General features: G+C 42.5%; 17 protein-coding genes. 5 read left to right on the forward strand and 12 right to left on the reverse strand.

Going from position 1 to position 15,311, the window contains the following annotated elements:
• Window positions 1-161 precede the first annotated feature (161 nt).
• On the forward strand, window positions 162-920 hold the full coding sequence (locus OSJ91_RS20925; protein ID WP_485890349.1) for a DeoR/GlpR family DNA-binding transcription regulator: 759 nt from the start codon (window positions 162-164) through the stop codon (window positions 918-920).
• Between the two features lie 364 nt (window positions 921-1,284).
• Here the strand turns inward: OSJ91_RS20925 and OSJ91_RS20930 are convergent, their stop codons facing one another.
• Window positions 1,285-1,635 carry a hypothetical protein gene (locus tag OSJ91_RS20930; RefSeq protein WP_098372038.1) on the reverse strand — a complete coding sequence of 117 codons (351 nt, stop codon included), beginning with the start codon at window positions 1,633-1,635 and terminating at the stop codon, window positions 1,285-1,287.
• 525 nt (window positions 1,636-2,160) lie between these two features.
• On the opposite strand from OSJ91_RS20930, the gene OSJ91_RS20935 reads away from it, so the two are divergent.
• Complete coding sequence (locus OSJ91_RS20935) at window positions 2,161-2,382, forward strand: DeoR family transcriptional regulator (protein ID WP_034309346.1); 222 nt, start codon at window positions 2,161-2,163, stop codon at window positions 2,380-2,382.
• 84 nt (window positions 2,383-2,466) lie between these two features.
• Here the strand turns inward: OSJ91_RS20935 and OSJ91_RS20940 are convergent, their stop codons facing one another.
• Window positions 2,467-3,189: a pseudouridine synthase gene (locus tag OSJ91_RS20940; protein WP_350299793.1), complete on the reverse strand. Its 723-nt coding sequence runs from the start codon at window positions 3,187-3,189 to the stop codon at window positions 2,467-2,469.
• 124 nt (window positions 3,190-3,313) lie between these two features.
• Complete coding sequence (locus tag OSJ91_RS20945; RefSeq protein WP_485890350.1) at window positions 3,314-4,915, reverse strand: putative polysaccharide biosynthesis protein; 1,602 nt, start codon at window positions 4,913-4,915, stop codon at window positions 3,314-3,316.
• A gap of 205 nt (window positions 4,916-5,120) precedes the next feature.
• Here OSJ91_RS20945 and OSJ91_RS20950 point away from each other — a divergent pair, with 205 nt between their 5' ends.
• Complete coding sequence (locus OSJ91_RS20950; RefSeq protein ID WP_144477186.1) at window positions 5,121-6,386, forward strand: BaiN/RdsA family NAD(P)/FAD-dependent oxidoreductase; 1,266 nt, start codon at window positions 5,121-5,123, stop codon at window positions 6,384-6,386.
• A 267-nt stretch (window positions 6,387-6,653) separates the two neighbouring features.
• Here OSJ91_RS20950 and OSJ91_RS20955 read toward each other — a convergent pair whose 3' ends face one another.
• The 3 genes from OSJ91_RS20955 to OSJ91_RS20965 form a co-directional block, all read right to left on the reverse strand.
• Entirely contained in the window at window positions 6,654-6,968 is a 315-nt protein-coding gene (locus OSJ91_RS20955; RefSeq protein ID WP_485890351.1) for an MGMT family protein, read from the reverse strand.
• Window positions 6,969-6,988: 20 nt separating this feature from the next.
• Window positions 6,989-7,549 (reverse strand): MEDS domain-containing protein, encoded by a 561-nt coding sequence (locus OSJ91_RS20960; protein ID WP_350299797.1) that lies wholly within the window; start codon window positions 7,547-7,549, stop codon window positions 6,989-6,991.
• A gap of 238 nt (window positions 7,550-7,787) precedes the next feature.
• The gene (locus tag OSJ91_RS20965; protein ID WP_170971649.1) at window positions 7,788-7,958 is read right to left on the reverse strand and encodes a hypothetical protein; all 171 of its coding nucleotides are present in this window, start codon (window positions 7,956-7,958) and stop codon (window positions 7,788-7,790) included.
• Between the two features lie 148 nt (window positions 7,959-8,106).
• Between OSJ91_RS20965 and OSJ91_RS20970 the strand changes: the two genes are divergently transcribed.
• The gene (locus OSJ91_RS20970) at window positions 8,107-9,036 is read left to right on the forward strand and encodes an SDR family oxidoreductase (protein WP_485890352.1); all 930 of its coding nucleotides are present in this window, start codon (window positions 8,107-8,109) and stop codon (window positions 9,034-9,036) included.
• A gap of 115 nt (window positions 9,037-9,151) precedes the next feature.
• On the opposite strand, the gene OSJ91_RS20975 is transcribed toward OSJ91_RS20970, so the two are convergent.
• The 6 genes from OSJ91_RS20975 to OSJ91_RS21000 form a co-directional block, all read right to left on the reverse strand.
• Window positions 9,152-9,337, reverse strand: coding sequence for a sporulation protein Cse60 (locus OSJ91_RS20975; RefSeq protein ID WP_048682016.1), 186 nt, complete (start codon window positions 9,335-9,337; stop codon window positions 9,152-9,154).
• Window positions 9,338-9,401: 64 nt separating this feature from the next.
• Window positions 9,402-10,484, reverse strand: a complete 1,083-nt coding sequence (locus tag OSJ91_RS20980; RefSeq protein ID WP_350299799.1) for a tartrate dehydrogenase — start codon at window positions 10,482-10,484, stop codon at window positions 9,402-9,404.
• A 267-nt stretch (window positions 10,485-10,751) separates the two neighbouring features.
• Window positions 10,752-11,063, reverse strand: coding sequence for a rhodanese-like domain-containing protein (locus OSJ91_RS20985; protein ID WP_034309364.1), 312 nt, complete (start codon window positions 11,061-11,063; stop codon window positions 10,752-10,754).
• Window positions 11,064-11,224: 161 nt separating this feature from the next.
• Complete coding sequence (locus OSJ91_RS20990) at window positions 11,225-12,253, reverse strand: NADH:flavin oxidoreductase/NADH oxidase (RefSeq protein WP_485890353.1); 1,029 nt, start codon at window positions 12,251-12,253, stop codon at window positions 11,225-11,227.
• Between the two features lie 164 nt (window positions 12,254-12,417).
• Window positions 12,418-13,260 carry an aldo/keto reductase gene (locus OSJ91_RS20995; protein WP_048681988.1) on the reverse strand — a complete coding sequence of 281 codons (843 nt, stop codon included), beginning with the start codon at window positions 13,258-13,260 and terminating at the stop codon, window positions 12,418-12,420.
• A gap of 174 nt (window positions 13,261-13,434) precedes the next feature.
• Window positions 13,435-14,640, reverse strand: coding sequence for an MFS transporter (locus OSJ91_RS21000; protein ID WP_289350663.1), 1,206 nt, complete (start codon window positions 14,638-14,640; stop codon window positions 13,435-13,437).
• Window positions 14,641-14,828: 188 nt separating this feature from the next.
• On the opposite strand from OSJ91_RS21000, the gene OSJ91_RS21005 reads away from it, so the two are divergent.
• Window positions 14,829-15,200, forward strand: a complete 372-nt coding sequence (locus OSJ91_RS21005; protein ID WP_063232600.1) for a winged helix-turn-helix transcriptional regulator — start codon at window positions 14,829-14,831, stop codon at window positions 15,198-15,200.
• Window positions 15,201-15,311 lie beyond the last annotated feature (111 nt).

Below are 15,311 nucleotides of genomic sequence, written 5' to 3' on the forward strand. Positions count from 1 at the left end.
AAATACTCTGTAAATATTGAACACTTTCTTACCAACTTAATACTAATTTTTGACTAACTATTGATATTTTTATCATCTATATGTTGAATATGTTCGCGGTAAACAGTACACTTAAACTGAATATCAGGAAGATAGATATGAAGAATAGGCGGGTGTAACTTATGCTTCCTCTTGAAAGGCAAAAGAAGATCATCGAGTTATTAACGATTAGAAAAGTTATGAAGATTGCCGAGCTTACTGAAGAAATGCAAGTTTCCATCGAAACCATCAGAAGGGATATTAACCTTCTTACAAGGCAAGGAAAAATTGAAAAGATCTATGGCGGCGTTAAGCTGGTTCAATCGAAGTTTGGAGAATCGACGATAGATGAACGGATGTTCAGTCAATTAGAAGAAAAGGAATGCATCGCCCAAAAATGCAGTGAGTATATCGACGATGGTGATTGCATTTATATCGATAGTGGTTCGACAACCTATCAAATCGCTAAATATATAAAACAGAAAAAGAAACTGACCGTGATAACCAGTTCGATTCCCGTTGTAAATGAGCTCATTCATAGCGATATCGAGATATTGATCATTGGCGGGAAAGTCAGGCGAAATGAACAATCCATTGTTGCATTTGACTACTTATTCAACTTTAGTGAATTGAATATTTCAAAAGCATTCATTTGTGCGAGTGGCATAACCGTTGAAAAAGGCATATCCGACTATAATTTAGAAGAAGCGAACACACGAAAAAAAATCATCGATCTATCCCAAGAAGTCTATGTAGCCGCTGACAGCACAAAGTTCGGGAAAGACGTGACCATCGGGATATCATCACTGGATAAAATCGATTACATCATAACGGACGATCATCTGCATAAAGATTTCATCTCTTCGTTTAAAGAGACCGCAACAAATTTGATTCTTTCTTAAATACAAGAAAGAAACGGGAACTATACAATAGTATAATTCCCGTTTTTCAGATTCGGCGAATGCCAAGTGTATTCGGAATAAAGGACGTTTAACCAGTCTAATTTTAGCGATCACTTTCGGGAAATCAATAACTGCCGGACTAAATGATGTTCAGGGACCAATTAGCCCAAAGCGTCACCTTCATCACAACGTTGATTTCTACTCCAGGCACTCGCTTTCCGCGGGCGGTCCGGGAGCCTGGAGTGGAAATCAACGTTTATTGTACAAATCCCTAAAAAAAACTGTAGACAAATTCGATTATCATCGAGTTTGTCTACAGTCTGAAATGCCCTTTCATACCAGGGCATTTTCATGATCCAATTTATTAATTTACAAATAGATATAACTTCCTATGATATTCCACAAATGCCTGCTGGTCCTTTTCCGTGTAGTCCATCCACTTCACTTTCTTGCATCTTTCCTCTAATCTCTCATTCAGTTCATCTTCTATTTCATTCATGAAACGAATGATTTCCCCATAAGGCATATTGAAATGACGGGCTGCGAGCCTAGGCGGAGAATGCTTTACCAGCAATCTCATGAATTGATCGACCGTGTCCGCCTTCGATGCAAGATAATCTTCTTCGTTCACGATGAATTCATACACTTGTTTTTTGACGCCAGAAAGTCTGGTTACTTCGTCGCGCAATAAAAACTCCATTAATCTTTCGTTCATATGGCTCTACCTCGAATTGGTTTATATTTAAATCCTTTTAGATATGTATGAAAAGTCTGTACTGCCCGATACCTCATTATGACATCGTAACCGCAAGCCATCAAGCAATTCCTGTATCAATACACAAAGCGTAATTGTTACGATTTACGATCCGTTTTAAGTAAAATAACATGTATATGCTTTAAAAGTCAACGTTCGTGTTGTGTGCATAGTAAGCATCCTGTATTGGCAAAATATGAGCATGAACAAATGGAACAGCTCTTTATTAATTTTGTATAGGTAAAGAGAATAATTTTGTTAAAATTTGATATAATAAATGTAATATTTAGTCAATTAGTATCTTTTCCTAGAATTTGCTTTTGCAAAGGGGTAGAATGAATCTAATGACATCTTATTTTTTCTAAATGTTTCCGAGGAGTTATAGGGTGGGTATAGCAAGTACATAGTGACAGCTGAAATGCTGTCCGACATATCGGTTGTTTTCATTTGTTCAAAATAACAATGAAAAGAATAAGGAGTGATTTTTTGAAACCTTCAACAAATCGCATGTTAACCCGTATTAAATCCGTTTATATGTTCATTAGTAATAACGGTACGGTTTCTACTCAAGAGCTTGTAGAAGAATTTGGCATCACTCCTCGAACTGTGCAGCGCGATTTAAATGTCTTAGCATACAATGACCTTGTTCAAAGCCCAAGCCGAGGCCTTTGGACGACAACAAGTAAAAAGGTGAAGATGTCATCGTAAAAAGAACGACCACCCGAACAAGATCGATATGTAAAATACTTTGAGGCGGACAATATTGTCCGCCTCATTTTTTGTATCCAGATATCATTCAGTCGGTTGGCCTGCCTTTAACTGTTCAAGCTCCTCCGCCGTCAACTCACGGTATTCACCAAGCTCAAGTTCCTCATCAAGCTGTAAACTCCCCATGGAAAGACGCTTTAGGTAGACGACACGTTTGCCAACAGCCTCAAACATCCGCTTCACCTGATGGAACTTTCCTTCCATGATCGTTAGCTCGATATCCGATGTCAGACCTGATTTTAAAATGTTCAATTCACCTGGTTTTGTTTCGTATCCATCATCCAAGGTCACGCCGTTGCGGAATGCCTCGATATCCCGTTCCGTCACTTCGCCATCAATGACCGCAAAATATGTTTTAGGGACATGTTTCTTTGGAGAAAGGAGTTGGTGGGCAAGCTTTCCGTCATTCGTGATCAGCAATAAACCTTCCGTGTCCTTATCAAGACGGCCTACAGGAAATGGCTCGAATACCGAATCTTCGGGCTCCAAGATGTCGATGACCGTTTCTTGGTAGTTGTCTTCCGTTGCCGACAATACGCCTGGCGGTTTATTCATCATTAAATATATGAATTCCCTGTATTCAACCCGTTCACCATGAACCGTAACGATTTCCGTATCAGGGTCCACTTGTTCCTTCGGGTCCTTAAGCAGTCTGTCATTGACCTTGACGGCGCCGGATTTCAGGAGTTTTTTCACTTCTTTCCTGCTGCCATAACCAATATTGGATAAAATCTTATCTATTCTCATCGTTTCCTCCTAAAGCCTTTTTCAGTAAAAAGCCTTGCCCACTTTAATAACAGGCAAGGCCAATATATTTTAATCTGGGGATTCACCATTCAATACCCTTTATTTTACACATCAAACTTCCAGCTTATAATCCTAATTTAGCTTTTAACCGATCGATCCGGGTACCGAACAAACGATGGGCAAGTTTGCTTTTCAAGGAAAGCGCCGCATAAATGAGCGCTCCAAAAATTGCACAAACGGCCACGATCAAAATCGCCTGGAATCGCCCTTCCGTTGTAAGCCACAGCGATAATAAACTGTTCATGCCCCATGCAGCCAGTCCCATGATCATTGAAAAAACAGTGATCAAAACAGATCTTCTGATGGTAAGGCTGTAACGATATCCAGTAAAGTAGGTGATGACATACAAATTCAGCAGCACAGCAGCCAAGTAGCCGAATGCCGTGGCATAAACGGATCCTTCCGTTTCAAACAACTTGATCATCGGAATATTCAAGCTCAATTTGATTAAAAAGCCCACAAGCAGGCTGAGCACCGTATATTTTTGCTGATTGATGCCTTGTAAAATGGCCGCCGAAACGGAAAAAAGGGCAAATAAGATGGAAACGGGCGCATATGCCTTCAGGACACTGATTCCAAGTGGATCATGGCTGTAAAAGGCACTATAGATTGGATCGGCTAGCACCGACATGCCAACGACAGCTGGAATCGTAATGAACAACAAAATTTGGAAGGCTTGGTTCAGCTGGCGGTTTAACTCTTCCGAATCCTCACTTACATATGCCTTCGTCACCGAGGGCAGAAGCGCCATTGAAAATCCGGTTGCAAGCGTCATCGGAATCAAGACAAGCTTCTGGGCATATACATTCAACACCCCAAGTGCATCCTCAGCAACATGCTGCAAACCGATTGAAGACATCGCCTTATTGAAAGATAGCAAGTCCGCAAACTGAAACAATGGCATCGCGATTCCGACAAATATGAAAGGAATCGACGAAAGAAATATTTCTTTATAGATCTCCTTCAGGGAAATTTCCATCGTCCCCCGGTCTTTCTTCATCAAGCTGTCCAAATGGGGTTTTTGTTTTTTCCAATACCAAAATAACACCACTAAACCGCCGACAGCCCCGACCGTCGCCGCGAAAGTAGCTACTTGGATGGCTCTTACTAACTCTCCATCCAAGACATTTAAAACAACATACACACCAGCCAAAAGGAACACGATGCGGACAATTTGTTCGATAACCTGAGATATGGCCGTTGGTTCCATCGCTTCATGACCTTGAAAGAAGCCGCGGATGATGCTCATGAATGGTACAAAAATCAAGGCGAAGCTGACTGCCCGTATGATCTCCGTGACATCACTGACATCTTCCTTCTTGACCCCAAAGACTCCAGTAAACAGCGGGGCCATCGTATAGAGAATCAAAAAAGCGAGAAAACCGGTGACAACCATTAATTTCAGGCTCGATTTAAATAACTTCTCACCAACGGCGTATTCCTCGAGCGCATTATACTTCGAAATGAATTTAGAAACAGCAAGCGGCATGCCTGCCGTTGCAAAGCTAATGAAAATGGTATATGGAACGTACCCATATTGATAGAGGGTAGCCCCTTTATTCCCAACCATATGTTCAAATGGGATGACGTAAAATAAACCAAGTATCTTGGATATGATCGCTCCCAGCGTTAATATAAAAGCCCCTTTTAAAAACTTAGATGACATCTAATCCCTTCCTGCCTCTGTCAGTTACGTTTCACACGCTCTTTATCTTATCATATTAAAGTATTTTTTCTATAGAAAACTACACTCAAGTTTATCGTTTTCGATGATAATACACAAACAAATAATTCCTTTTCTTCTACATTCGCAATCTGACGGGCTCTTGCTATATAATGAAGGGACTGAAAATGATAAAGTGGTGATCAATTTGAAATATGATGTAGTGGTAATTGGCGGCGGCCCTTCCGGATTGATGGCAGCAATTGCAGCCGGTGAAAAAGGTGCCCATGTCTTGTTAGTGGATAAAGGCGAGAAGCTTGGCAGGAAACTTGCAATCTCGGGCGGCGGACGCTGCAACGTGACGAACAGGCTCTCAATCGATGAAATCATTCAGCATATCCCTGGAAACGGGCGATTTCTATACAGTGCTTTCTCAGAGTTCAATAATGAGGACATTATTCAATTCTTTGAAAAATTGGGCGTGGCTCTAAAAGAAGAGGACCATGGACGGATGTTCCCTGTCAACGATAAAGCGCAAAGTGTCGTGGATGCCCTGCTGACGCGCCTATCGAATTTAAAAGTAACGATCTATAAGAACTCTCCAGTTGCGGAAGTTCTCTATGAACATGGAAAAACCAGCGGTGTCCGGTTAAAAGATGGCCAGACCATTGACACGGATGCAGTTGTTATTGCAGTCGGCGGGAAATCAGTTCCCCACACCGGTTCAACGGGAGACGGCTACGCATGGGCTAAAAAGGCGGGACATACGATTACCGAGCTGTTCCCAACTGAAGTTCCCGTACTTAGCCATGAAACATTCATTAAAGATCGAACACTTCAAGGTCTTGCACTTCGCGATGTTTCATTGAGTGTCCTTAACCCAAAGGGCAAGGCCCTGATCACACACCGAATGGATATGCTCTTCACCCATTTTGGCGTCTCCGGTCCAGCTGTTCTAAGATGCAGCCAATTCGTCGTGAAAGCGATGAAAAAATGGAACCTATCGGAAGTGACCATGAAACTCGATGCCCTGCCGGACCGAAACAAGGAAGAGGTTTTTCAAGATATCATGAAGGAAATCAAAGCCGAACCGAAAAAAGCCATTAAAAACACCTTAAAAGGCTTAGTTCCTGAACGATACCTTCACTTCCTGCTTGAGCGAAGCGGCATCGACCTTCAAGAACAAGGAGCGACGATATCAAATGAAAAAATCCGCCGTTTTGCAGAATTATGCAAGGACTTCCAATTCGGAGTGCACGGCACCCAGCCGCTGGAAAAAGCCTTCGTCACGGGCGGCGGCGTATCCGTCAAAGAAATACATCCAAAGGAAATGGCATCCAAACTAATGGACGGACTGTATTTCTGCGGTGAAATTCTGGATATACACGGATACACAGGCGGCTATAATATCACATCGGCATTAGTAACCGGCAGACTCGCCGGAATGAATGCTGCCATGTATGCCCGTTCATAATTCGTAAAAGAGGCTGATCCGCTTGGATCAGCCTCTTTAATGCGATTTCGTAAGCCTTCACATCCATTCGGTGTTTGTTAGGCATTAATTCAGGTGTTGGCGCCGGCTTTTCAGCCGTTGGTACAGTTTATTCGACCGTCCACACTTTTTATTCGACCGTTCTCATACTTAATTCGACCGTTGGCGCATTTTTTCGACCTACATGGAACTTAATTCGGCCACTCTCTCAATTATTTCGGCCGCCGCCTATTTTATCCGGCTTTCCGTTTAAAACATTTCTGGATGATGGCGAAAAGCTTCGAGATCAATGGTATTCCGTTCCGTGAATGTGATGCCTTCACTCTCTAGCATCGCCTTCTGGTGTTCTGCGGCGCCCTCCGCTTTTATGCCGATTTCTCCTTTGGCATTGATTATCCGGTGCCAAGGAAGGTCATGATTTTTGCTGCTTGAATGAAGGATCCTTACGACCTGCCTTGCACCGCGCGGACTTCCGGCGAGCTGTCCAATTTGACCATATGTCATCACTTTACCGGAAGGGATTTGTCGTATGATATTAATTACCTGTTCAGTAAAACTTTCCAAATAACTTGCCCCCTTCCATTCTATCCGTTTGCTAAAATCGTGATTTTTTCATCGGTTATCAGGACCCCATGATGCTTGATCAAGTTTGTCCTAAGCTCGGCAGGCACTCTGCAGTCATCGTACGCACAAACCGAAATCAATCCTCGTTCCTTGATCAGTTTGTCGATTCCTTTTTCATATTCGCCTATCGCAAAGCAGGCTTGATCGTCATGGCCCCATTCAACATGACCCCAAGTCCGCACGTGCTGATTGCGTTCAGTGTATGAATCGATATTTTCCAAGAAATAATTAACCATCGTCGAAGGATGGAAGTCTCCATGAAAGCAATAAAAATCAAAATTATTCATAAGATGCACTTGCTCCAATTGCTCCTCATTTAAATGAAGCTGCAATTTCTTGTACACGAAAGGAAAAATACGGTCATTTTCGACGACCAGAATATGGTCTCCCTGTTCAACACCGGCAATGATGAATGTTGCCTCATTTTCAATGTATGACTCCAATTCATTAAAACAGTATAAGATATGTCCACCATCCGATTGCTGTAGATTTTCTATTAGTTGTTTCATATTGTAATCCAAAATGGATCTCTCCTTTAAATACACCAGTCCGCTCTATGTATTATGTATAACTTTACCCATTATCTCCGTATTTGTAAAATTCACAGAAAAATATAATCAGTTTTTCTTAATGACATCTGTTATGATCGGGAATTTAGTTGAATCGAATTGAGGCTGCTTTTAGTCCACTCATTGAAAGACCAAGGCAGCCCATTTCAGCAAACTCCGTTCTATGCATTTTCCCTTAGTATGTTCACCCTTAAATTACGGGATAATACGGCACATAGCGCGGGTTATAATAATATGGCGGTCTCGGTCCTATAAGCGGCAATTCAAAGGTATTTGGGTTGGAATCATATAACAACTCCACCTTTTCATCAGATTGATCGACCAATAACAATTTCACTTCTTCGCTATAATAATATGGCATATAGAGGCCTCCAAAAACTATTTTTCTACACTCCAGCATATTCTAGCTGTACGGCAACGAGCCCGTACCCATACATGTTCTTCATGCACGGCATATACCTGATCGTCATAGAGTAATCCGACTAAATTCTTTTTTAGGAGGACCCCTCATGGCAGAAGATAAGAAAAAGAAATCATCCGGTAAAAGCTATCCCATGCATCCGAATTTTGGAAAGATCACCCGTTATCAAGACGTACCCATCACGGTTCCGGAGCAACGGCAATTTCGCCAGCCTGGTGTAGAAAAATTAATGGTGCCCCGGCCCATCATCGAAAATCCCAATTATAAGGGCAGTGGGAAATTAACAGGTAAAGTCGCATTGATAACTGGCGGAGACAGTGGAATTGGCGCTGCAGCTGCCATCGCTTTTGCTAAAGAAGGCGCAGATGTTTCTATCGCTTATCTGGATGAACATGAGGATGCCAATCGGACTAAAACGAGAATTGAAGAGTTTGGACAACGTTGCTTACTGCTGCCTGGTGACTTAAGGGATAAACAGCAATGTATCAAAATCGTGGAAGACACCATCGAAACATTTGGAAAGCTCAATATTCTTTGTAACCACGTGGGTATTCAATTTCAGCAATTAAGCTTGCTCGATATTACGGATGAGCAATTCGATGATACATTTAAAGTGAATATCTATTCCCACTTCTATACGACCCGTGCTGCCCTTCCCCATTTAAAAGCCGGGGCCTCCATCATTAATACATCTTCTGTCGTGACGTTTAACGGGAATAAGCAATTAATTGATTACACGGCGACTAAAGGGGCCAACATTGGTTTTACCCGTGCCTTGGCAAACAGTCTTGTCGATCAAGGCATCCGGGTGAACGCCGTTGCGCCCGGAAGGTTTTGGACCCCCCTCATCCCGGCAAGTTTCTCGGCAGACGAAGTGACACAAGTCGATAACCCGATGGAGCGTCAAGGCCAGCCATTTGAACTGGCTCCCACCTTTGTCTATCTCGCTTCTGATGATTCCCGTTTTGTGACAGGACAAACACTTCATGTCAACGGCGGGGAAGCGACATCGTCCTAATTTCCACATCGTATATGCCCCCTTCCCAGGAAGTCAAGACGGAAAAAAGACTACCTTTGATTGCCCGCAAGCAAGCAATAGGTAGTCTAATATTGATTATAGGGCCAGCCGGCCTTTATTTTTTTTTATAGATGATCATCGCACTAAAACAGTAGATCTGTTCCTCTTCCTCTTCACCTGTAGTGGCGACATTGTATTTGATATCGACGATTTGATTATCACGAATATCTTCAAGGAAAAAGTTCATTTCATCCTCAAGATCCTTTTCATGCTCATAATCAAATAATTTGACTTGTATCATCGGCTCTCCCCGCCCTTTTACTATAATGATAGTTATTGTGCAGGATGCCCATTTTTCAAAAATCTTATACTTGATTTGTTTGTAAAGCGGATATTAATGCAACCACTTCATCCCCGACTTCTTCTGTAGAAGCTGTCCCGCCCATATCAGGGGTTAGCGCCTTTTTATCGACCATCACCTGTTCGATCACGTCCAACACTTTAGCACCCCAAACCTCATGCCCAAAGAAATCGAGAATCTGACTGGCGGACCATATGGCCGCAAGTGGATTGGCGATGCCTTGATGTGCTATATCCGGGGCTGAACCATGGATCGGTTCGAACATCGAAGGATAAATCCGTTCCGGGTTTAAATTGGCACCGGCCGCCAGTCCCATCCCCCCTGCAATCGCAGCTCCTAAATCGGTGATGATGTCACCAAACAAATTGGAGGTGACAACGATTTGAAACCGTTCGGGCTGCTTGACAAAATACATGCTCGCCGCATCGACCAGATAGGAATTCGTTTCTACATCCGGAAACTCCTGTCCAATTTCTTCAAAAACCTGATCCCAAAAAACCATTGAATAATTCAATGCGTTCGCCTTGCTTATACTCGTTAGCGTCCTGCCCGTCTTACGTGCAAGTTCATACGCATAACGGATGATCCTTTCCGTCCCTTTTCTTGAAAAGACCCCCGTCTGCAGGACGACTTCTTCCGGCTTGCCTTTAAAAAGCCAATCACCGGCACCGGAATATTCCCCTTCACTGTTTTCACGTATGACAACCATATCGATTTGGTCACGAGTCACGTCTTTTAATGGACAGGGTGCACCTTGAAGCAATTTAACGGGTCGAACATTCACATATTGGTCAAATCCCTTTCTGATTTTCAGCAGAAGTTCACGTAAAGAAATATGGTCCGGGACACCAGGATAACCGACTGCCCCAAGATACACAGCGTCAAACTTCATCAGTTGTTCAAGTCCGTCGTCGGGCAGCATTTTGCCGTGCTCAAGATAATATTCACAGCCCCATGGAAAATAGGTGAACTGGAAAGAAAAATCTCCGGCAATTGAAGCCACTTCTTTAAGGACCTTTACACCCTCATCAATCACCTCAGGGCCAATCCCGTCACCCGCAATGACCGCTATTTTATGAACATTCATTATCCAACTCTCCTTTTTCTATATTTTCTGACTTCAGCACCCTAATTTTAACATATAACTTTTGCGTCCCCGTAAGGAGAGGTTCATACAGAAAAAAGAGCCCTTTCAGATGAAAGGACTCTTTTTTTCACGCCTTCAAATATGCGCGTCTTCCGCATATTCACGGCATTGTGAACAAAACCATGATCTTTTTTCTTTCTTCATTCAAATAAACCGTCACATTCCTGGATTTACGCTTACAAAAGTAACAGGTCTTTTTGAGGAACCTCACTTAACGATGACTTCGCCGTCCCATTCAAGCATTCCGCCAACCATGTTTGCCACTTTATATCCTTGTTCCTGAAGATAATGGCATACATTTTCACTGCGGCGTCCTGAACGGCAGATAAAAATATATTCTTTTTCTTTATCAAAATAGTCAAGGTTTGCCGGGATATCATTCATGCGAATATGTTTCGCGCCTTCGATCATTCCCTCTTGCACTTCTTCGTCTTCACGAACATCGACAAGTTCCATCGCTTCTCCTGCCTCAAGCTTAGCTTCCACTTCTTCAGTTGTAATGATTTTGATTTCTTCCATAATTAGCACCTCGAATTATCGTTTGATTTATCTTTTTCATTATAGCAAAATTTCCAGTTAAACATCACGTAATGGATTTCCTGATGAAAATTCCCTCATGCCTGACTGTAAAAACGCCGGCGAATATAATATTCGCCAGCGTTTTAAAGCATGAATTCGTATTAATGCTTGAATCCCAGTTGATATTGTTCAGGTATCTCCGTTTTTTTATTCAAAGTCTTAGATGCTTCCAATGCCCAATAAGGGTTTCGCAGCATTCCTCTGCCGACGGCAACCAAATCTGCTTCTTCATTGCCAATGATTGAATTTGCAAGAATCGGATCATCTAATCGACCTACAGCAATAACCGGAATATCCAAGGCATTTTTGATTTCCCTGGCCAACGGAGTTTGATAGCTAGCATGGGTACCAGGTCTTCCGTCTGCTCCAATCGGGCCTTCTCCTCCAGAGCTTACATGGAACATATCGACGCCTGCTTCTTTAAAGACTTGTGAAAATGCAATACTTTCTTCAATACCATATCCGCCTTCAACGTATTCTTTTGCAGAAATGCGCATGATTAAAGGCATGTCGGCAGGCATTTCACTTTTCACTGCTTTAATGACTTCCACTCCGAATTTTGTCAGGTCTTTTCCATATTCGTCATCGCGTTTATTCGTAAGCGGTGATGTGAATTGGTGGATTAAATACCCGTGAGCACCATGTAATTCAATTACGTCAAATCCTGCTGTAACAGCCCTTCTGGCCGATGCCCGGAATTTATCGACCATTTCCTTCACTTCTTCCGTTTCTAAAGCTCTTGGTGTTTTGTACGTTTCGTCAAACGCAATGGCTGATGGTGCCACCGGAGTTTCGGCATCCTCCGCTTTACGGCCTGCATGGGCAATTTGTATCCCGATTTTTGCACCGTATTGATGTACTTCCTTAACGATGTTGGAGAAAGCTCCAATTTGGTCATCGGACCATAATCCAAGATCCCGATTCGAAATGCGCCCATCAGGCTCCACATCGGTCATTTCAACTATAATTAACCCCGTGCCGCCAACTGCCCTGCTTACATAATGCTGCTGATGCCAGTTTGTTGGTATACCATCTTCCGCTTCGACGGAGTATTGGCACATCGGCGGCATGACGATTCTATTTTTAAGTTCAAGTTCTTTTATTCGATAAGGTGAAAATAAATCATTCATAATTTTTTATCTCCTTTTTTATAAAATGTATGCACATGCATTTATATCACCTCAGTAATACCGTGTCAACTAATCAGATTCCCGAAGCTGTCATTGTAAATGCCGATGCGGTAATCCAATTAAAAAAGGAAGGACGGATATCCGTCCCTCTCCTTCATACTTAATTAAAAGTCGAAATTATCAGGATCTGGACCAACACGGTGATTCTGATTCAATCCATCAATTTGGTTCATTTCCTCTTCGGTCAATTCGAAATCGAATACAGTTGAGTTTTCGACAATACGATGTTCTTTAGTTGATTTCGGAATCGTTACAATCCCATTTTGTAAATCCCAGCGTAAAATGACTTGTGCAACAGATTTGCCATGCTTGGTTGCAATAGCTTGTAAAACCTCATTATCAAGAAGTTCACCTTGCATCAAAGGAGACCATGCTTCAAGTTGTATTCCTTGTTCCTTACAGAATGCCTGAACTTCTTTTTGAGTTAAACGCGGATGGCATTCCACTTGATTGACCATCGGCTTCACTTCTGCATCTTCCATTAAATCTTTTAGGTGGTGAATCTGGAAATTGCTCACACCGATCGCTTTCACTTTTCCTTCTTTATATAGAGTTTCCAACGCTCTCCAAGCTTCTTTATATTTTCCTTCCACTGGCCAATGGATAAGATATAAATCCAGGTACTCCAAGCCAAGTTTCTGTAAGCTTTTTTCGTAAGCTGCAATTGTCGATTCATAGCCTAAATCGGCATTCCAGACTTTGGATGTTACGAATAAGTCTTCCCTTGAGATTCCAGCTTCTTTTAAGCCCTCACGAATCCCTTGTCCAACCCCTTCTTCATTTTCATAGATGGCAGCCGTATCGATGCTGCGATAACCATGTTTAATGGCCACTTTAACTGCATTTACCAGCTCCGGTCCTTCTTCCACCTTAAATACGCCCAATCCGAACCAAGGCATTTTGACGCCGTTATGCAATGTAGTTGTATCTTGTAAGTTTTTCACCATAATACTCTACCTCCAAATGATTGTTTTTATAGATTGTAATGCGCTTTTAGTATCAGTATCATTACATCCCTTCAAGGAACCTTCCATCATTCGCTGAAGGGATGCAATGATACTTATGTTATCGATACTCTATACGCATGCATGCTTTTTCTAACATGCATCACTTTTTTAATCCTATGCTATCTTGTCCGTTCCCTTGGTCCGGTCTTTACTTTCCAAGGCCCGGCTCCAGCCTGTTAAAATCACTGCTGCAAACACCATGACTCCACCAATCCACGCTGTATGGATCAATCCGATCGAATCGGTAATCACCCCTCCTAAGTAGGCACCAATGGCGATTCCCGCATTGAAGGCGGCAATATTGATGGCTGACGCCACGTCCACTGCACTCGGCACGAAACGCTCCGCTAACATGACGACATACACTTGAAGCCCTGGAACATTCATGAATGCAAACAATCCCATTAAAATGATCGTAATTAAACCAGCTATCTTAAACGGTGCCGTGAAGGTCAAGACCACCAGTACAATGGCTTGTATAAGAAACATATAGAATAGGGCATTAATAGGATTGCGATTGGCCAATTTCCCGCCGAGAGTATTCCCTATCGCTATGGCTACTCCATATACTAGCAAAATCAAGGCCACAGTTCCTTCTTTAAACCCTGTTACTTCCTGAAGTAATGGCGACAGGTACGTGAAGACAACGAATGTACCTCCGTATCCTAACGCTGTAATGATGAATACTAACAGCAAACGTCCATTCGTCACCAATTTGATTTGGTCACGGAACGTGGTCCGTGCAGCTTTTCTTAAATCGGATGGGACAAGGATGCCATTTCCGATGAAAGCGATCAGGCCGATTGCCACAATGATGATGAAAGCGAATCTCCAGCCGAATTGCTGCCCGATGAAGGTTCCAAACGGAACTCCGGTCACCGTTGCCACCGTTAGACCTGTGAACATGATGGCGATGGCACTCGCCCTGCGGTTTTCAGGAACCAAATCAGCCGCAATCGTAGCGCCGATCGACATGAAAATACCATGTGCAAGCGCTGAAATGACACGTGCGATCAATAATACACCGACCGTGGTCGCAGAAGCCGCCAATGCATTTCCGATAATGAACACGACCATTATCCAAAGCAATAAAGTCTTTCGCGACATATTCGATGTGAGGGATGTCAGGATAGGTGCCCCGAACATGACCCCCAAGGCGTATAGAGATACCGTCAATCCCGCCGTCGTGACTGTAATGTGTAAATCTTTAGAAATGAGTGGTAATAATCCCACGCTGATGAACTCAGTTGTTCCAATTGCAAAGGCGCTGATCGCTAAAGCGAGCAATGCCCATGTACTTCTATTTTTATTTGAAATCATATCCTCTTCTCCTTCTTGTTGTTTTGTACTATCATTGAAATTGCCTAAGCAACTTTTTTTATAAATGGTACAGTGGAATTCGGTGTGCAAATGTTATTATGAGATATATTACAAATAAAAAACAGTACGTACTTTAAAGTAATATAGGTACCTTAAAGTTCCTATAAAATAAGGAGAGTATGCAAATCATGCAAAAAAAGAAGTACAATATATCCGTTGAAGCAACACTGGAAGTACTGGGCGGGAAGTGGAAATGCGTAATCCTCTGCCATCTGACCCACGGAAAAAAGCGGACTAGTGAATTGAAGCGCCTAATGCCAAACATCACCCAAAAAATGTTGACTCAACAATTGCGGGAGTTGGAACAGGACGGTGTCATCAATCGGATCGTTTATAACCAAGTCCCCCCAAAAGTGGAATATGAACTAAGTGAGTATGGACAAAGCCTCGAAAGTATCCTATCCGCACTATGTACATGGGGGGAAAACCACATAACAAGGGTGTATGGTGATAAGTTTTCCGTTCTCGAGGAAAGTGTCTTGAATGATCAATTAAAGTAATCCTAAATGAAAAAGATTAGCGCAATGGCTAATCTTTTTTTGTTTATAAAGAATTCTCCTGATTTAACTAATAATGAAAGCTAGCCCCAAAATCCCATAAATTTCACCTTC

This window comes from Bacillus sp. T-10(2022) (assembly GCF_056502895.1).